Here is a 20,948-nt window from a genome sequence, read left to right on the forward strand (position 1 = left end):
GTAATTATTTTAAAACTTTAAGAAACACCTCCCTTAAACGATTAAAAAAATAAATATTTTGAAGCTTCTGTTAGTGACAAGCATTAATTCTTTTTATTTCTTTGCGATTGATATATACTCGCAAAGTGTGGTGAACGAATGAATAATAATATGTTAAAAACTCCTCCAATTAGAAATTACCTAATACTAATTAGAAATATAATTTTGATAGTATTTGCCGGACTACTCCTCTACTCTTGTAGTGAATGCGAGCCTATTTCTGACCCAGGCAATATTCTGGTTGTTTCATTCTACAGCAAGGATGTTTATGAGTCGTCTGAGGAGTTAGTGTTACTGAATTTAAACTTAGGTGAAGAAGCATTCTCTACATTGATAAAAGAAGAAACAATAATACCTTATGAAACAATTGGTACTTATCAATATGGATTACCTCTCCCCATAGATGCAGAAAACTTTGCTTTTTTTGTTAATTACCCAGAAGAATTTTCTGCCTCATATACATATGATAGTGAAACAATAACTTTAGAATCAGAAATTAACAGAAATCAAGATACTATCGCAATTAGCTTTACCAAGTCTTTTGAAACTGTTAGTCCAGATTGCGGATTTGTAACCCATTATGAAAATATTATCCTCAATAGTACTTCTTTTGAAAAAGCAGAAATCAATTTTGATTATACAATAGATAATGATTCCACTAATGTTAGAGTATTTTTATAAGCTTATTGTAATAGGTGTATTTTTATTTTTTGGTAATTCTATTTGTATAGCTCAACAAGAACCTAAACCAAAAAAAATAGAAGAAGGAGAGCCTCAAAAAGAGAAAAAGCCTAAAGAGAAAGAAAAGCTAAAGCTATCTAGTATTAGAGTTGGGACTGAACTTCTCCATCTAATTAATACTGCCGTAAGTAACAATGTTAAAGGTTTTGAGTTGAATGGCGACATCGGATTTAACAACAGATATTTTGCGGTAGTAGATTTTGGTAATGAAAAATACATCAGATCAAATGAGGTAGACGAATATGAATACCAAAACAATGGAAGCTATGTAAGAGCAGGTTTTGATTATAATATGCTTTACCAAAAAACAGCAAGCGAAGCCTTAACTTTTGGTTTAAGATATGGCACAAGCAGTTTTAATCATAAATTTACTTATGTAGAGGAAGACGATTTCTGGGGCGCATCTCAACAATACACTGTTGAAGATTCAAAACTTTCTGCAAGCTGGGTAGAACTTGTTGTAGCTTTTAAGGTAGAACTTTTTAAAAATATTTATTTATCGCCTAACTTGCGCCTAAAGTTTCTTGCTGGGAAATCAGACACTCAATATGTCAATATTGCTGAAATACCAGGCTATGGTAATACAAAAAGTAATACACGTGTAAATATAAATTATACTTTGCTTTATAAATTACCTGTCAAAAAAAAGAAATAATCAGATATTAATAAAATTTTTCAAGAATGGGTGACACAATATCACTAAAAGTAAAAGAAGTTGTAAGAGAAACCAGCGATACAGTTACAGTTCACTTTAAACAACCATTATTTAGAAAAGTAAAATATAAGCCAGGTCAGTTTCTTACTATAAACTTCGAAATTGATGGCAAAAAAGTATCAAGATCATATTCTATGAGCAGTGCTCCAAATCTTGATAATACCGTTGCAGTTACAGTAAAAAGAGTTCAAGGAGGTGTAGTCTCTAACTTTGTAAACGATAAAGTTACTCCTGGAATGAGCATCTCTATGATGCAACCTGTTGGTAAATTCACTTTAGAAGTAGATAAAAATTTACAAAGGCATATTGTGCTTTTTGGTGCAGGTAGTGGTGTAACTCCACTAATGTCTATCTTAAAATCTGTTTTGTTTTTTGAACCAAAGAGTACTGTTTCTCTTGTTTACGGTAATCGCAGAGTAGATAATATTATTTTCCAAAAGCAATTACAGGCACTTAAACAAAAATTTGGAGATAGATTTAATCTTGTTTATTGCCTTACTCAACCAGACAGAAGCTGGACTGGTTTAACTGGTAGAATAGACGAAGCAGTAACAGTTAATGTGATTAATATGCTTCCAAAGTTTGATGCAGCAGTTACAGAATATTTTCTATGTGGACCCGATGGCATGATGGAAAATATTAAATCAGGCTTAGCGAAATTGAAAGTTTCTTCAGACAAAATTCACTTTGAAAGCTTTACTTCTTCTAATGAATCTGAAGAAGCAATTGCAAGTTTGGGTGAAACAGAAACACACGAAGTTACTATATTAATGGATGGAACCGAACACAAAATAGCTGTTCCTCCCAATAAAAGTATACTAGATACGGCACTAGACGAAGGCTTAGATATGGCATTTTCTTGCCAAAGTGGTTTATGTACTGCTTGTAGATGTAAAGTGAAATCTGGTGTAGTAAAAATGACTGGTGGCGATGGACTTACTCCAGCTGAAATTCAAGATGGATATGTTCTTATTTGTGTAGGACACCCAGGTTCTGAAGATGTAGTTGTTGAACCAGGATAAAAAATTAGATATTTAATTATTAAAGCCTGTTTTCTTATAAAGAGAGCAGGCTTTTTTTATTTATTTAAGACTCCCTTTCATATAAGTTAATCCAATTAATTGAGTTCTAATAATTACTAACATCCAATTTATCGGACATTTTTTTATGAAAGACCTGATTCTCAAAGCTGTTAATGGACGGGAAAATGAGTCAAGAGCAATTATGCTGCTTTTGGGCGTAGGCTTTCTTACCGGTATTTTTATAGCAACCTTCGATGTTGGTGCCATTACATTATTCTTAAAATATTTCGATGAGAAGAAAGACATTCCAAGAGCATTTTTTATCTCTGGTATTTTAGGAGTTACTACCACATATATTTTTGGACAGCTTCAAAAAGTAATCTCTTATAAAACCCTTGTTAGATACACAATACTAGTATTTGCAATACTTGTATTAACCCTTAGTATTTTCATAAATACTACTGACAACAAATCCGTAGTATTTTTGGCATATGTTATTTTTCCGCCAATTAATACGATGGTGGTACTTATCTTTTGGGGTGTTTTTAGCCGCGTATTTAAATTCAGATCTGCAAAAAGGCTAGCAAGTGGCATAGACACAGGACAAGTTGTAGCTACAATACTTGCATTTTTTATCATCCCATTTATACAGCAATATTTAATCGAAGATACCAGACTATTCTTATATGCAAGTAGTGCTTGTATGGTATTAGCAGTTGGTGTTTATTGGAGAATACTTTCTGTTTTTCCCATCACAGAAACACCAAAAGTTAAAAAGCAAAAAACTAAAAAGAAGAAAGATCACACTTATAAAAAGTATTTCTGGTTACTATCTGGATTTGTTGTGTGCTCGGCCTTGGCAGCAGCTTTTATTGAATTTTCTTTCTTAACTGTTACTGCAGAAAAATTTGGCAATGCAGAAAACACAAAGAAACTAACCAGTTTCATTTCGTTTTTCAGCGGTACAGTAATGATCTGTTCCTTTCTCATTCAAACCTTTCTAAACGACAAAATCTTAGAGATGTATGGAATGAGAAACACACTAATTCTATTACCTGGATTATTATTAGTTTTCGGAATTATCAGCACTATTATCGGGTGGTTATTTGGTGTTACTGCCGAGTCTGTAACATTCCTGTTTTTTTTCCTGATAATTTCAATAAGTAAATTATTTACTGATGCATTGCGAGACTCACTTGAAGGGCCTGTATTTAAAAACTTCTTTTACCCGCTTGATCCTGAAATAAAATTTACTACCCAAGCTAAAATCGAAGGTATGGTTAAAGAATCTGCAGGTTTTCTAGCAGGTATTTTAATGATGCTTTCAGGGCTCATCTATTTTTATGATGTAATTTTTAACAACTATGTAATATTCCTGATAATTGCTTGCTGGATAACCATTATCTTCTTCTTACATAAAGAATATAAATTTATTCTCACTAATACCCTTCAAAAAAATAAGAAAGATATTCTTGATCATCACGATATCGGTTATGCACCTGTATTATTAACAACATCTCTAAGTGGAGCTAGTAAATATCAAGTTTATACTATTTTAAAAATCACCAAGCAAATTAAACCTTATTTATTAGAACTAAACTTGAATTATTTTGCCAAAGAACAAAATATAGAAGCACAAAAGGTTTACCTGGAATTCCTTTTTAAAAACTGTAGCATCAACAATAAAGATCTAATAAAGAGTATTTCTGATTTTACCAGCGATAAGCAAACCAAAGAGTTAATGAGCTTTGCATATACTTATCTTGAGCGTTTATCAAAAATCTCTACAAATTTTCAGCAGCTTGCCTACTTAGCTAGCTCAGAAAACCATTTGGAGAGAGAAAGAGCCTCAATATTGATTTCGTATAATTATAATCAAGAAACATTCAGGCTATTAATTACTCTTTTGCGCGATTACAACCTAAATGTTAAAAGAGAAGCAATAATTACTGCCGGCAAATTAAAAATTAAAGAATTTCTTCCAATTATAATTGAGAGTCTAGCAAACTATGAATTAGTAAATACAGGCTCTGAAGCAATTATCTCATTTGGAGAAGATGCACTACAAGCATTAGATATAGCCTTTTATAAGAATAATCAATTACAAGAAATAAGAATCTGTATAGTAGATATTCTCGGTGAAATTGGGGGCGCTAAAGCTATACAAATGTTGCTTAAAAAAATTGACTATCCAGACCATAAAGTTTTGATAGCAATATTTATGGCACTAAAAAAATGTTCGTGGCATGGTGCAGGTTTTGATGTAATATTTGTGAAGAACTCTATCAATACTTTAGCCTCAACATTACTATGGAACCTGGTAACAATACACGAATTGCCAGAGAAAAAAGCTTTTGCTGAGATTAAAGGTGCTTTAGAATTTGAGATAAAAGAAAACAAGAAAATGATGTTTATGCTTTTGTCTTTACTTTACGATAGCAAATCTGTAAAACTAGTTCAAGAAAACCTTGAAAATGGTACAAGTGAGGGTATTGGCTTTGCTATGGAATTGCTTGACATTTTTCTAGAAGACGAGCTAAAACCGTTAATTCCTCCATTGTTAGACGACAGCCCTGTAATGGAAAAATACAAAAAGCTAGAAGTATTTTTCCCTCGCCCTAAGATGACGGAATATGAATTAATGTTAGAAATAATAAATAAAGACTATAACTGGACTAATCGATGGACTAAGGTATGTGCATTAAAAGTAATTGAGCAGTATGAAGATTTAGTTATCTCAAATGAAATATCTGCCAATATGTTCAACCCTGACCCTATGATAAGCGAGCTAACGGCGTCTATCGTTTATAAAACAGATAAAACCTATTATAATAATATTGTTAAGAGGAGTAATAATACCACAATTCAAGAAAAGCCAAGTAACGAATCTTCTAGCTATCATTCTTTAGTAAATATTTTTAAAGCATTAAAAAAGATAAAAGAATTTAAAAACTTCCCTGATTACATTTTATCTGAAATAGCAGAAATTACTAAAGTGGAATATTACTCTGCTAATGAAATGATTTGGAATTCGGATATTCATGATAGCTCTTTTCTTTTGTATCTGATTAAAGGAGAAATTTGTGTAGAAAAAGAAGGAAAAGCTTACAAGACTTATAAGGAAAACAATCTAATAAGTGATATTTTTCTAGGTTTTAACTTCAGAAAAAAACAGTCTATTATCTCCCAAACACCTACAATTATTTTTAGAGTTCATCCAGAGCGATTTATTAAAATCTTAAAAGAGAACTCAGAACTATTACACAAGTTACTCATAAACATTGATGAAATAAGTAGTAAGAATCTAAGTCAATCTAAATGATTAATCAGTAATAATTAATTGTAGCTATCGTATTTAAATCAGGATTTTTTTAACAATAAACCAATTTTTACACAAAAAATATTTCTTAATAAAGAATATCAAATCCACTTAACCTAATAATAACTCTACTTACTGATTCTAAATCTTTTATGGAGAAAGCTTAAAATGTTGAGAAGTTGTAAGATTTTTATTTCTTATTCACTAATAGACGATTACCCTTCAGGCAAAAACCAAGAAGGGTGGGTGACTAGCTTTGTCCGATTTTTAAAAGAAATGTTACTTCAGGTTGATAAAGAATGTGAATTTGATTTTTTCCTTGAACATGAAAACCATGTTAGTAACAATTATCTAAATGAAAGAAAAGAAAACCTGAAGCAATCAGATTTCTTTATAACCATTGTATCTCCAGATTTTATAAGTGCAGAACCAAGCTTAATTCTATTAAATGAATTTAAACATCATCTAGAAAATAATAGAATAGAAAGTAAGCAGAGAATCTTGAAGGTTATAAAATTGCCAATTCAAGCATATGAAAATCCTGATGAAATAAGAGAATTAATTGGTTTTAGCTTTTTTAATATAAATAAAGAAACAGGTACAGCATCTGTAGTTGAAGAGTTTTTTGCTCCTGAGGCAAAATATAGTTTTTGGCTGCCACTCACAGACTTATGTTTTGAGATAAAAAAACATCTTGAGACAATTACAGAAACTACTCCTAAAGCAGTTCTTAAACCTGAAAAAAAATATGTATATCTGGCTCAAACAAGTATCGATTTAGATTTTGAAAGACTAACCATTAAGCGAGAACTAGAAAGAAGAAATTATAAAGTATTACCTGAACAAAACTTTCCTGACAACCCTATACTTGTTGAAAACTTTATCAAAGACAATCTCAAACAAAGCCTCTTATCTATACATCTTATTGGTAATCAATCTGGTGAGAAACCTTTAGGTAGAGAAGACACCTATGTCGAAATTCAAAATAGATTAGCTGCTGAATATGCCAGTGAATTGACACAACAAGATGGAGAATTCCCAAGACTAATTTGGATAGCATCAGAAGAAAAACATATAGAAGAAAAACAGAAATTCTATATAGAAAAATTAAAGCGTGATAAGCAATTACAGTTTGGGGCTGAAATACTTCAAACTCAAATAGAAGATTTTAAAACTGCCATTTTAAACTATTTGGCGTCTCATTTAGACAAAGCCTTTAAACCAAATAGTAACAGCCAAGAATTTAATAAAAGTATATATCTAATTGCAGACAAAAGAGACATTACATATGCTCAAATTTTATCTCATAAAATAGCAAAAATGGGCTTTGAAGTGATGATTTCGGCGTTTGATCGAAAAAAAGCAAACTCTAGACGAACTCATCAAGAATGCCTTAATAAATGTGACATGGTCTTCGTTCTGTATTTTGATGCCAAAAAAGAATGGCTTGTTTCAAAACTGCAAGACATAATTAAAACTGCAGGAATGGGTAGAGTAGTCCCTTTTGAGAAACAAGTGATTATTACGAATCAAGAGTACTTAAATATATTTTTAGATCAATTAAACTTTATAAAAGATTTTTCTTTCGCATACAACCTAATAGAAACTTCTACTGATGATAGCTATCAGGAAGTAAGCGATTTTTTAAAAGAACTGATTGCCCAAACTATTATCCGTTAATTGCATGATTGCAGAAGAAGTACAAACAATTACTAACCCTTTTCCTGGACTTCGCCCGTTTAGAACGGATGAGGCTCACCTGTTTTTTGGCAGGGAAGGGCAAGTAGATGAGGTACTTGACAAACTAGAAGAAAACAAATTTGTAGCTGTTCTTGGTGCTTCGGGTAGCGGTAAATCTTCTTTAATGTATTGTGGTTTAATTCCCGGCTTATATGGCGGATTTATGACACAAGCAGGTTCTAATTGGCGAGTGGTAGTTACCAGACCTGGTATTGCCCCGATTCATAACCTAAATAAAGCAATTCTTAAAAGTTCAGAGTACTGGAACGAAAACAGTTCTGATGATAAAGACATCAAAACTGCATCTGGTATGGCTACACTTAGAAGCAGCTCTCTTGGACTCGTAGACTTTGTAAAACAACAACAAAACGAACCAGATGAACACTTCCTAATTCTAGTTGATCAATTTGAAGAACTATTCAGATTTAGCAAAATTGCAAGAGACGAAGACTCTATAAACGAATCATATGCCTTTGTAAAGCTCATTCTTGAAGCTGTTAAACAGAGCGAAGTTCCTATATATATCGTAATGACGATGCGCTCAGATTACATTGGTGATTGTGCGCATTATCCACATCTTACTCAACTAATTAACGATAGTCATTACCTAATTCCTAAAATGACACGTCTCCAGAAAAAAGCAGCTATTATGGGACCTGCTGCTGTTGCTGGAACTGTTATGTCGTCAAGACTTTTACAACAATTATTAAATGACCTTGGCGACAAACAAGATGACCTTCCCATTCTTCAGCATGCATTAATGCGTACTTGGGAATTATGGAGAAAAAATAAAGACAGTGAAGAGATTGATATTTTTCACTACGAGTCTATTGGGACACTTAAAGAGGCCCTGTCTCTTCATGCAGATGAAGCTTACGAAGATCTAGATGACAGACAAAAATATATTTGTGAAGTTCTTTTTAAATCGCTTACAGAGAAAGGTCAAGACGGGAGAGGAGTAAGAAGGCCGACAAAAGTTAAAGAAATTTCTGGTATTGCAGATTGTGATACAGATGAAGTAATTCATGTTGTTGAAGTTTTTAGAAAAGTTGGCAGAACTTTACTCATGCCTCCTCCTTCTGTTCCATTAACTGCAGAGTCTGTGGTTGATATCTCACATGAAAGTTTAATGAGGGTATGGAACAGATGTAGAGAATGGGTAGATGAAGAAGCTGAATCAGCCAAAGTTTATAAAAGACTTTCCGAAGCAGCAGAAATGTATCAGGTGGGGCAGGCTAGTTTGTGGAGACCACCAGACTTACAATTAGCACTCAACTGGCAGATGAAGCAAAAGCCTAATTTAACTTGGGCAGAAAGACATCATCCTGCATTTGAAAGAACTATGGTTTTTCTTGAAATGAGTAGAAAAGCCTATGAAACTGAACAAAAAAGTAAAGAAAAGCATCAAAAAGCGATTATAAGAAGAAACAAAATCGCCGCATTAATAGGTGCTTTTGTCGCAATTGCAGGATTAATTCTGGTATTATACGCCAACTTAAAAAAACAAGAGGCGGAATCGGAGAAGGAAAGAGCACTCCTTTCTGAAGGAAAAGCAGAATCGGCTGCAGAAGAAGCAAGAAAAAATGCTGAAAGAGCAGAATTACAGAAACATCTCGCAATGGAGAAAGAAGCTGAAGCATTAAAAAATGAGCAGGAAGCAAAGTTTGCTCAGGAAATGGCTCAACTAAGTGCTGAGGAAGCTGAAAAACAAAAAATTATTGCGATTGCGAAAGCTGAAGAAGCGCGTAAACAATCTCAAATTGCAAGAGAACAAACACAAATTGCCCGAAGAAAAACGAGGCTTGCAGAATTAAGTGAGCTAAAAGCCGAAACTGCAGCAGAAAAAGCTGAAAGGCTTAGATATATCTCTATCGCTCAAAAAATGGCGATTAAATCAATACAAATTAAAGATACAACGCAAAGAGCTTTAGTGGCCAAACAAGCATTTATTTTTAATCAAAGATATGATGGAAACCTCTATAACCCTGATATCTATGATGGCTTGTATTATGCACAAAAGCTAATGAATGGTGAAAGCTTTAATGTAATTAGTGACCACGATGATGCAGTTCGATCTCTTACGACAGATAGAACAAGTAAATGGCTTTTCTCATCTGGTAGTGATGGAAAAATCTTTATGCGCTCATTCGATAGTCTTTCTGGAACACCCATCAATCAAATTGTAGAAGAAAACACTATTTTCAGAAAGATAGCTGTATCACCTAACAATGAGATAATGGCTTGTGGTACAGATGAGTCTAAAATCATTTTATATGATCGAAATACATTAAATGTGCTTAATGAGCTTCACGGGCATGATGGAACAGTGTGGGAAATTTTATTTGACAAATCTGGCAAATATATGTTCACTACCGGGTCTGACATGAAAATTATTAAATGGGATACAGATACATGGACCTATGAAGTAATCACCGAGCTGAATACAATCATTAGAGCTTTGGCATTGAGCAGAAATGATAAATCTCTAGTTGCTGCCCTAAAAAATGGGACTATTCTAGAATGGAACCTTGAAGACTTTACAGACTTAAGAGTTTTGCATTCTGAACTATCTGATGCAGCTACTTCATTAAAGTTTTCTCCCGATGGCTCTCTTTTAGTAAAGGGGTTTGAAAGCGGAAGAATTTTTCTGTGGGATATAGAGCAAGATAATATGATCAATTATCTAGAAGGGCATGATGCTAGAATTACGGAACTATCATTCAGTAAAAATGGAAAGTTTATGGCTTCATCTAGTTGGGATGGAACTATAAGACTATGGAAAATGGATCAGATAAATGAACAACCTATTGTGATGAGAGATCAAAATTCATGGGTACAAGCTATCTGTTTCAGCCCTGATGACCGTTATCTCATAGCTGCATGTATGGATCATTCTATAAAAATTTATCCTATTGATATAGAAGAAATGGCTTCAGGTATTTGCGATAATATTAAGAGAAATATGTCTGATGATGAATGGAAAAAACATGTAGCAAACGAAATTGATTACGAACTAACTTGCCAGGATTTACCAAAAGGCAGAGATGATTAGATTAAATACAAATATAAACCAACATGCGACACATAAATCTATCATTTTAATAATGATAATAGTATTGTTATGGCTCAACCATAGTAATGCTATTGCCCAAAAAAGCTGCCTACAATCTCTTGAAAAAGCAGAAATGCTCTATACTGAAGGTAAGCTAAACCTCATTCCTGACCTACTGACAAACTGTATTAAAAAAGGCTTTGATTATGAGCAAAAGGTGAGAGCTTACGAGCTGGTTATTCTATCTTATTTGTATCTCGATAATGAGAAAGATGCTGCTAATAGCATGTTAGATTTACTAAAGTTCGAAAAAGAATATACACTAACAGGAAGAGAACCAACAGAATTTAAAAAGCTCTACGAAGCATTTAGAACCTATCCAATTGTAATGATTGGTATCAACCTAGGAGGAAATGCATCTTTGATAACTCACAACGAGTTGTATGGAGTAAACAATCCATCAGCAGATTCAATTAGTTATAGCCTTGAGCCCGGCTTTAAAGTTGGAATTACATCTGACTTTCAAATCGGAAAACACATATTATTCAGTTCAGAAATCAATATTCTTAGCTTAAGTTATTCTTATACTAATCATCTTTATGATTTCACTCAGTACGACTTAAGAGAAAAGCAAACTGTATTGAGTTTTCCGTTAGGGGTTAAGCTAATGGCTGGAAATAAAAAAATTAGGCCATATATAACCTTGGGAACTTCACTTGACATTCTCCTTAAGGCAAACCTGAATATAATAAGAACATTCCCTAATCAACCAGTAATAGATGTAACTGGCCAAGATGTAGATGTTACTAATCTCAGAAATGAATTTAACTATCACATCTATGCAGGAGCCGGCTTTAAACTAAAAGTACCTCGCTCATTTCTATTTTTCGAAGCGAAGTTTTCTAAAAGCCAACTAAACCAGGTAAACGAAAATAACAGGTATGGAAATGCTGAGCTTATTTACAAGTATGGTCATATAGACAACGATTTCTTTATTAATTACCTGAGCATCTCTGCAGGAATACAATATAATATTTACAAGCCGAAAATCCTGAAAAAATATTTTTATCATTAAAATGAGAAATCTTTTATCAAATTTCTACATTCTAATCCTTCCTCTTTTCTTTCTCATTTCTTGTGAAGAAGATATCAACGAGTTTTCAGCAAAGGATAAAATATTTATTAAATTTTTTGGAAGCCTTGATAATGACGAAGGCACCAAAGTTGCCGAATTATCTGATGAGGGCTTTCTCATACTAGGGACTACAAAAACTTCTACAATAGATGACGAAGTCTCTAATGAGAGCAAAATACTTCTTATCCATACAAATTATTTTGGCGAGACAGTATGGGAAAAAGAAATTGGTGGAACAGAAGGCAATTACACTGCCGGTTCACTTATAATAAATGAGCAAAATGAAATTTATATTTCTGGAACAGTTCAGGAATCTGCAAACAGTACTTTCACCAATCTTATCTTAATTAAAGTTAGCTCAACTGGTGAAGAAATGTGGAGTAATACATTTGATAACGCTTCAAACTCTGAGACAGCAGTTGAAATGGTAAACACTTCTGATAATGGAATTATTCTTATTGGTAATACAAATTCCAGTACAGAAGATGAGCTAACTAGTACAACCCAAGATTTTTATGTTGTAAAAACTGATAATGAAGGAAATATGGTTTGGGAAAGAACATATGGCTTTGAAGAAGGCAAAAGTGATTATGGTAATGCCGTTGTCGAAGCTGAAAATGGAGATTTTATCTGGCTTGGTACTACCCAAAAAGACAACCTTACAGGTAGTGCTTTAAACTCAGACATGAGGGTAGTAAGATCTAACAGTATTGGCAACTTAATTTGGGATTATCTTTTTGGAGGTGATGGAAATGATGTAGGAAATAAGGCTATCAAGCATTTCAATGAATATGTTCTTACTGGAGGAATAGGCAATTCCAGTAGCAATGAAAGCGATTTTTATCTAGTAAAAATCAACAATAATGGTAAAGAATTGTGGTCAAACCAATATGGCGGCAGTAATGATGATATTGCATATGATGTATTCACCACTGATGATGGAGGCTTTATTCTTACAGGTTACACATTTTCTTACGGGAATGGTAAATCTGATATATTTCTTGTAAAAACAGATTTTGAAGGAAACCTTCAATGGACATCTGCAATAGGTGGACAAGGAGAAGATATAGGAAAATCGGTTATACAGACAAGTGACGGTGGCTTTTTAGTCTCAGGAACAATAGAGTTCGAAAATAATACTATGATTTGTTTAATAAAAACTAACTCAGAAGGGTTAACTAATTCCTTAAATTAAGGATAGCTATATCTGATAACAAAGCACAATTTACCCCATTTCTAAAAAAACTACATTAATAATCTTCTTTATTACACGGAAGAAAAATGCAGTTTCAAACCAATAGCATTTTAGGTATAAAGATGGTATCACTTAATAATTGTTAAGTGTGACAATTTTTAAAATATGACAAAAATTTACCTTTCAAAGTCAAGATTAGCTTTAGCTATCTTTTTTCAGCTATTTGTTTTCACAGAACTATACAGTCAGGTAATTATTAATACTCCATCAGCTGCAGAGTTTTGTGTAGGAGGCAACATAGTTACATTAGAGGATATTCAAATAATAGAAACTGTTGATACTGATATAAGTAATACAACAGGTATTGAAACCTACATTATATCTGTACCATCAGCCAATTTTGAATTTAATACTGGTGCAACAGTAACTATCTCACACTTAGGTACAGCAACTGCCACCAGCTTATCTGCTTCAATTACCAGTAATGAAATCACATTTAACTATAATTTGCTAAATACAGAAAGTGGTATTGATACACTTGTATTAAGTGGAATAGAATTACAGGCAATAAACACAACTGATGCAGGAAATATAGTAAGAAGTGGTGGAACAGTAGTACATAATGGGAATGAAGTAGCTGATAATTTAAATCATGCCAGTTTAACCAGTTATCCAGGAGCAACTGCTACAGCAGGAACATATACAGCAATTTGTGAAGGTGGAACAGTTAGTTTATCAGGTATTGTAGGTGGATTAGTAGGTGATGTATCTTGGTCTGCACCTTCTGGTACATTTTCAGATATTAATGATTTAAATGCCACTTATACACCTAGTGTTACAACTGGATCAGTTACAGTAACCCTTACTAATGATCCTGATGGTCCAGGAGGCTGTACAGCTGCTACTAGTGATGCAACAATTAATGTAATATCTCAACCTGAAGTTCCTACAGTAACGTTTAACTCAATCTACAATATTGGAGAAACCATCACTGCTCCACAGGTAACTTCAAATAATACAAACCTCGAATGGCACTCCGATTTAAGCTTATCTGCTGATCTGACTATTACATCTGGAAACACAGCCATACCAAATTTAACTGATCTTGGCTTCAGTTCAGCTACAGCCAATATCACAACTGTATATGTTACCAATACAATTGCTGGTTGTAGAAGTGAAGCTACTCCTATTGAATTAGTAGTAAGTTCTGGTATCACATTAAGTGAAGCAATTAACGGAAATAAACTTTGTGTTGGAGGTAACGAGATAGCTATTGGAGATGTAGTTATTACCGAAAATGATGCATTTGCATTTGCTAATACCAATGGAATTGTAAGTATAGAAATAGCAAGTCCTTCTCCAAAATTTGAGTTTTATACTGGTGGAGGAATTACCGTGAGCCAGACTCAAACAAGCGGAACTATGAGTAATTTATCGGCTGTTGCAACTGCGGGTAAATTGACAATCAATTACGAAATATCAAATACAGAAAATGGCATCGACGAAATTACCATCAATGGAATAAAAGTAAGAGCGATAGGTAATTCAGGTGTTGGAGAATTACTTAGAACTGGTGGAACCTCAACCATTGCAGGATTAGAAGTATCTGATGCTATCAATTTTGCAACTTTACAAAGCTATAATAATACTTCTGTTGATGCTGGCTCTGATGTTGATATATGTGTAGGTGAGTCAGTAAGTCTGGAAGGTTCTTTTACTGGTGCCGCCAGCAGTATCACATGGTCAGGTCCTGGAAGTTTTACAACAAACAATCAATTAAAAACTGTTTATACGCCTGCATCTACTATTGATGGAACTGTTGAACAAGTTACAATAACTAGCAATGACCCTGATGGCACAGGAGGATGTGCTCCTGTAAGTGATGTTATTAATATAACTGTGAGAGGTATTCCAACTGCACCTACTGTAACCTTCAATCAAAATACATGTGTTGGAGATGTATTAACATCTCCTGTAGTAACAAGTGGTACAAGTAATTTAAAATGGCACAGTAGCCTCGCCTTAAAAAATGATATTACTGTAACATCTGGTGATCTTACAACTCCTAATCTTACAGACTTAGGTTTTTCTACAGCAGCAACTGGTACTTTTACAGTTTATGTAACTCAAACTTCAGCATATGGATGTGAAAGTCTTCCCACAGAAGTTAAATTAGTTGTAAATGCTGTACCTAATGCACCAATTATAACTGAGCCAGAAATTGAAATATGCCAAAATGATAATAGTAGTCTATCAATTTCAGCTATTGGTAATAACTTAAAATGGTATAGAAATGATAATTCATTAATTGTTCAAAGCAATACGTTTGACCCAGTAGGCTTAAGCAAAATCAATACAGCGACAGCAAGCACCACTACTTTTAAAGTTACTCAAACTGAAAGTAATTGTGAGAGTGCGTTTGCCAGTTTTACAGTTAAAGTAGTTGCTTTACCTAACACATCATCAATTAATGGAGATGCTTCTGCCTGTGCTAGCTCAGAAGGAAATATATACAGCGTAACCGAAGTTACAGGAAATAAATACATCTGGTCATTATCTGGCGGAGGAACCATCTCTTCAGGTCAAGGTTCATCAAGTATTTCAATCTCTTGGAATGACAACCAATCAACTATCGAAACCTATACACTTTCTGTAACTGAAGAAGACCCAACAGGTTGCCAAGACTTACCTGAAAGTATTGACATTACTATTAACCCTGTTCCAAATGTTTCTTTTACAGGTTTATCATCTTCATATTCTTCTACAGACCTAAATTCATATGAACTAACAGGAACTCCTTCAGGAGGTGTATTCTATGGACAAGGTGTTTCTTACAATAGTATATCGGGAAAGTATGAATTTAAACCAGCTGAAGCCGGCACTGGAAATATACCTGTTGGCTATCAATATGAAACTACTGAAGGGTGTATTGTTTATGCAACTCCTTATGTTACAAGCATAGGAATACCTTCTGCATCTGGTATAAATGGATTAAATGCATCAAGAGAATATTGCGAAAATGATGATGATGTTTCGTTATATGGCATTAGTTTAAACCCAGGTAATAGCACTTTCTTATTTAGCAGTTACCAAATATTAGGGCTATTAGAAAATGATCCTTCGGATCCTACTAATAACGATAAAGCCATTTTCTCACCTTCTGAAGTAGGACCGGGAACATATTATTTATATTATAATAATGGTACAGGTAACGGTAGTCCTGAAATTGTAACTGTATATGAAATACCAGAGGCACCAACTACAGATACAGATTTAACATATTGTCAGGGAGATCCTCTGAGTGACTTCACAGCAACAGGTTCTGGAATTATAAAATGGTATACAAGTTATCCAACACCGGGTAGTGAGGTAAGTACAGCTACTAATGGTATTGCAACTGTTTCTGAATTGTCTTTAACGAATGCCACGGCTAGTCCAACTTCTGGTACTCCTATAAAAATTTGGGTTACTCAAATAGATGGAAATGGTTGTGAAAGTGAGCCAGAAGAAATTAATATAACTGTAATTACAAAACCATCTCAACCAACATTATCTTCTACAATTCCAGTTTACTGCCCAGGAGATATTTTACAAAATATAGTTGTTACAGGTGAGAGCGGTGCTACATGGCAATGGTCAGAAGCTTCAGACTTTTCTACATCTGTGGGTACATCAAATACCAGTGGAGTAACATCAACTTTTCAAAATCCTATTACTCTTACATCTAATGGTTCTTCATCTAAAACGATTACCTATTATGTAAGACAAATTGTAGATGGATGTATAAGTGATCCACTAACAATTAATGTTACAACTTACCCAATTCCTGATAAACCTATTTTAGTATCGACTATACCAACTTATTGTCCTAGTGATCTATTACAAGATATTACTGTAAGCGGTGCTTTAGGAGCAACATATGAATGGGCAGATGATGCTAGCTTTTCTAATATTGTTGGAACAATGAATAACTCAGGAAATACATCAACTTTAAATTACCCTATTTCCTTAACAGCTCCAGGTCCATCGGCTAGTACTTATTCATTATATGTTAGACAAAAACTGAATGGATGTTTTAGTGAGGCTACTCAAATTGATGTTACTGTTTATCCAACACCAGATGCCCCACTTATAATAACTGCTAGATTAGAGTACTGTCATGGAGACGTTCAAGAAGATATTGTTGCATCTGGCGAGGCAGGAGCAACATGGCAATGGTCAAACTCAGCAGACTTTTCTACAACAGTGGGTTCTCAAAGTACTTCTGGTAATAATTCTACCTTCCAAAACCCAGTAGTTTTATCAGCATATGGCCCAGGTGCTACAACAATAAACTATTGGGTTCGCCAGCAAGTAAATGGCTGCTATAGCCCTTCAACTCAGGTTTCTATTGATGTATATCCAATACCTTCTGCACCAACTCTTTCGGGTACAAATCCTGTATATTGTTCTGGTAGTAATATAAATAGTATTACAGTTTCTGGAGAAAGTGGGGCAAACTTTAAATGGTATAATGATGCGTCATTATCCGATATTAATTTAATTGCTAATCAGGCAATATTAAATAATCCTCCAGTATCAAATATTAATAATACAGAACTTCCAATAGTACATTCTCTTTGGGTTACGCAAACTCTAAATGGCTGTACAAGCCCTGCTTTAGAAGTAGATATTACTATATATCCTTATCCAGACATCCCAACAGCTACATATACTGCCGACTATTGTGATGGTGAAACAGTAAATAATATTAATTTAAGTGGAAAAACTGGCGCCATATTCACTTGGTATGATTCATTACTTACTCCTTATTCCATTCAACCAGCTACTAATACAAGTGCAACTGCAACAGAACTAGGAATTGATAATAATACTCCGGGAGTTTATAAAATTTATGTTACACAAACAGTAAATGATTGCGAAAGTGAAGCAAATGAGATTGAAGTAACTATTCATCATATACCTGAAGCACCAAATGCAAGCTCTCCTGATCCTGTATGTATTTTCCAAGATGTAAATAACTTAACTGCTTCGGGAGAAACAGGTGCCACTTTTAAATGGTATACCGATGAGACTTTAACTAATCTATATGCTACTGGAGCTAGTGTGAATCCAGGTATAACAAATACATCTGCATCAGAAACAGATTTTTGGGTTACACAAACTTTAAATAATTGCGAAAGTCCATCAACTAAAGTTACTGTTACAGTTTATGACATTCCACCATCGCCTGTTGTAGATATTCCTTCTGAGTATTGTGTTGGACAGCAAATCCAAAATATTACTGCGACAGGTTCTAATTTAAGATGGTATTCTGATAATTCACTTAGTAATCAAGTTGGTGCAGGAGAATCATTTGCTCCTGGTATAGATAATAGTAAAAGCTCTGTTACTAAATTTTATGTAACTCAAACTTTCTTTAGCGGCGATGGCTTCAATGGTTGTACAAGTTCTGCTACTGAAGTAGAAGTAATTATTCACGATTTACCAGTAGTTAGTATAGCTGATTTAGATGCAGAGTACTGTGTTGATGAAAGTCCAGCCACAATAAGAGGAATTCCATCAGGTGGTTATTTTGTCGGCGATGGAATTTCAGGTGATGTTTTCACTGCAGGTGATGCTGGTATTGGGACTCATGTAATCAAATACATTTATGAAAATGCCAATAGTTGTATTGATTCGGCAATCCAGCTAGTAACTGTGCATGAATTACCTGCTGTTACATTTAGTAATTTAGATTCTACATACTGTGTAAATGACAATTATGTAACATTAAATGGCTTTCCTGTTGGAGGAACTTTCTTTCTAAATGGTTCTCCTATGTCTTCCACATTCAGGCCTGATATAATTGGTGTTGGGGAACATGAAGTAGTTTATACCTACACAGATGGTAATACTTGTACAAATTCAGATACACAACAAGTTGTTATTTATCCAGCCCCAATTGTCAATTTTACAATAGATACTTACTGCTTAAGTGAAGATGTAAATTTCTCTGATTCGAGTTATGTTACAGATGGTAATATAGTTGCATGGGAATGGGATTTTGATGATGGTGAGAATTCTTCAGAACAAAATCCAACACACCACTTTAGCGAAATTGGTTATTATACTATTGCACTTACAGCATTTACAGAAAATGGTTGTAGCGATTATACAGAAAGAGACATTTATATTGGTGCTACACCTGATGTTGATTTTGAATGGTCTAACACCTGTGTAAACGACTTTGCTATATTCACGAACCTCTCATCTGTTGAAAACGAAAGTTTACAAAGTAGTTTCTGGGATTTTGGAGATGGCAGTTCTTCAACAGACTTTTCACCAACTCATCAATATACAAATCCAGGTAGTTATGAAGTTACACTTACAGTTTTTTCAGAAACTAACTGTATATCTACTATTACTAAAGAGGTTGCTATATTTCCTTCAGTCGTATCATACCCATACTACGATAGCTTTGAAGACCCTGAAAGTGGTTGGTTTGAAAATGGAGAAAACTCTAGTTGGGAAATAGCTACTCCATCGGCTTCTATTATAACTCCTCAAAACAGTGGACCAAATGTATGGATTACAAATGGCAGTGGTAATTATAACAATGACGAAAGATCATATGTTGAAAGTCCTTGTTTTGACCTCACACCATTGAACAGACCTAAAATTTCGTTTGACATATTTTACAATACTCAGGCAGGTTTCGATGGAGCTGTATTACAATCTTCTATAGACGATGGCAATACATGGGAGCTTGTTGGTAGTGCCGATGACCCAATAAACTGGTTTAATACAGTTTCTGTGCGAGGTAATCCAGGAGATCAATCATTATATGGTTGGTCTGGTACCGACTCTATTGGTTGGATTAAAGTAAGCCATTATATAGATGACCTAAGTAACGAAGCCTCTGTAAGGTTTAGAGTTGCTTTTGGTTCCGATCCTTCATTTAATGATGCTGAAGGTGTCGCATTTGACAATTTCAAAATTGAAGACAGAGATAAAATGGTACTCCTCGAATCATTTAAAAACTCTTCAAACGATAATGATGCGCTAATTAACCCAGCTTCAGAAGAACAAATAAATGACATAATTAGCGATGTAATTCCTATTAATTATCATACAAATTTCCCTGGAGTTGATCCATTAAACCAAGATAACTCAGCAGACCCAAGTGCACGAGCGCTGTATTATGGTATTATGAATACTCCTAGAACAGTGATAGATGGCATTGCATATGACAAAACCGATGCATCTCCATATTGGGATACTAACAATGTAAGAGCTAAAGCACTAGAAGAAAATAAGTTTAAAATAGACATAACTTTTGGTGAAGAAAGCACAGAGCTTTTGAATATTAATGTAAGCATTGAAGCCCTAACCGATATTTCTGATGAAGTTGCAATACAAGTAGCTTGTATTGAAAGACATATAACAGAAGTTACAGGTGAAAATGGTGAAAACAACTTTGATTGGGTTGTTAGAAAAATGCTACCTGATGCAGCTGGTACAAGTTATAGCACAGGGTTTACAACTAATGAAAAAGTTGATTTAAGTCTAAGCTGGAAACCCCAGAAAATTTATGATCCAGAAAATGTATTAATTGTAGTTTTTGCTCAAAATAATATTACAAAAGAAATATATCATGCTGTATACGAAGTTCCCGATTACTTTCCAGATATAGTTTCTGCTGTGTCAAATAGTATTTTTTTAGGTAAAAGTACACCTGTAATATACCCGAACCCTGTAAATAGTGATTTAAATGTTGCTTTCAAAAGCGATATAACTGAAAACTTAAAATGGGAATTGATAAACCTAGAAGGTAAAACATTCCAAAGTGGCCAAATCAATAGGGGAGATAGTTCTTTACAAATCAATGTAAGTAATTTATCTCGAGGAGTTTACTTTATAAAGTATTCTCAAAACAATGAATTTATATTTAGTCAGCGATTTATTAAGAGTGAGTAAAAAAAACATTTCTAATTTGTTAACTTGTATT

9 protein-coding genes are annotated in these 20,948 nt (G+C 33.9%); all 9 read left to right on the plus strand.

The window, feature by feature from the left end; genetic code table 11:
• The first annotated feature begins 138 nt into the window (after positions 1-138).
• Positions 139-720, plus strand: a complete 582-nt coding sequence (locus tag OQ292_RS08595; RefSeq protein WP_284685651.1) for a hypothetical protein — start codon at positions 139-141, stop codon at positions 718-720.
• Positions 701-1,435: a DUF6048 family protein gene (locus OQ292_RS08600; protein WP_284685652.1), complete on the plus strand. Its 735-nt coding sequence runs from the start codon at positions 701-703 to the stop codon at positions 1,433-1,435. The genes OQ292_RS08595 and OQ292_RS08600 overlap by 20 nt, the downstream gene beginning before the upstream one ends.
• Positions 1,436-1,461: 26 nt before the next feature.
• A complete protein-coding gene (locus OQ292_RS08605; RefSeq protein WP_284685653.1) occupies positions 1,462-2,517 on the plus strand; it encodes a ferredoxin--NADP reductase in 1,056 nt (351 codons plus the stop codon).
• A gap of 145 nt (positions 2,518-2,662) precedes the next feature.
• Complete coding sequence (locus OQ292_RS08610; protein ID WP_284685654.1) at positions 2,663-5,839, plus strand: hypothetical protein; 3,177 nt, start codon at positions 2,663-2,665, stop codon at positions 5,837-5,839.
• A gap of 165 nt (positions 5,840-6,004) precedes the next feature.
• A complete protein-coding gene (locus tag OQ292_RS08615) occupies positions 6,005-7,516 on the plus strand; it encodes a toll/interleukin-1 receptor domain-containing protein (RefSeq protein ID WP_284685655.1) in 1,512 nt (503 codons plus the stop codon).
• A 4-nt stretch (positions 7,517-7,520) separates the two neighbouring features.
• A complete protein-coding gene (locus tag OQ292_RS08620) occupies positions 7,521-10,628 on the plus strand; it encodes an nSTAND1 domain-containing NTPase (protein ID WP_284685656.1) in 3,108 nt (1,035 codons plus the stop codon).
• 52 nt (positions 10,629-10,680) lie between these two features.
• Positions 10,681-11,703, plus strand: coding sequence for a porin family protein (locus OQ292_RS08625; RefSeq protein ID WP_284685657.1), 1,023 nt, complete (start codon positions 10,681-10,683; stop codon positions 11,701-11,703).
• A 1-nt stretch (position 11,704) separates the two neighbouring features.
• On the plus strand, positions 11,705-12,958 hold the full coding sequence (locus OQ292_RS08630; protein ID WP_284685658.1) for a hypothetical protein: 1,254 nt from the start codon (positions 11,705-11,707) through the stop codon (positions 12,956-12,958).
• Positions 12,959-13,123: 165 nt separating this feature from the next.
• Entirely contained in the window at positions 13,124-20,917 is a 7,794-nt protein-coding gene (locus OQ292_RS08635; RefSeq protein WP_284685659.1) for an Ig-like domain-containing protein, read from the plus strand.
• Positions 20,918-20,948 lie beyond the last annotated feature (31 nt).

It is taken from the genome of Chondrinema litorale, from assembly GCF_026250525.1.
GTDB lineage: Bacteria > Bacteroidota > Bacteroidia > Cytophagales > Flammeovirgaceae > Chondrinema > Chondrinema litorale.

Bases quoted from the DNA above. Each gene is read 5' to 3' on its own strand.
- OQ292_RS08595 (WP_284685651.1), top strand. From the start codon at position 139: ATGAATAATAATATGTTAAAAACTCCTCCAATTAGAAATTACCTAATA.
- OQ292_RS08635 (WP_284685659.1), top strand. From the start codon at position 13,124: ATGACAAAAATTTACCTTTCAAAGTCAAGATTAGCTTTAGCTATCTTT.
- OQ292_RS08605 (WP_284685653.1), top strand. From the start codon at position 1,462: ATGGGTGACACAATATCACTAAAAGTAAAAGAAGTTGTAAGAGAAACC.
- OQ292_RS08610 (WP_284685654.1), top strand. From the start codon at position 2,663: ATGAAAGACCTGATTCTCAAAGCTGTTAATGGACGGGAAAATGAGTCA.
- OQ292_RS08615 (WP_284685655.1), top strand. From the start codon at position 6,005: ATGTTGAGAAGTTGTAAGATTTTTATTTCTTATTCACTAATAGACGAT.
- OQ292_RS08625 (WP_284685657.1), top strand. From the start codon at position 10,681: ATGATAATAGTATTGTTATGGCTCAACCATAGTAATGCTATTGCCCAA.
- OQ292_RS08620 (WP_284685656.1), top strand. From the start codon at position 7,521: ATGATTGCAGAAGAAGTACAAACAATTACTAACCCTTTTCCTGGACTT.
- OQ292_RS08600 (WP_284685652.1), top strand. From the start codon at position 701: ATGTTAGAGTATTTTTATAAGCTTATTGTAATAGGTGTATTTTTATTT.
- OQ292_RS08630 (WP_284685658.1), top strand. From the start codon at position 11,705: ATGAGAAATCTTTTATCAAATTTCTACATTCTAATCCTTCCTCTTTTC.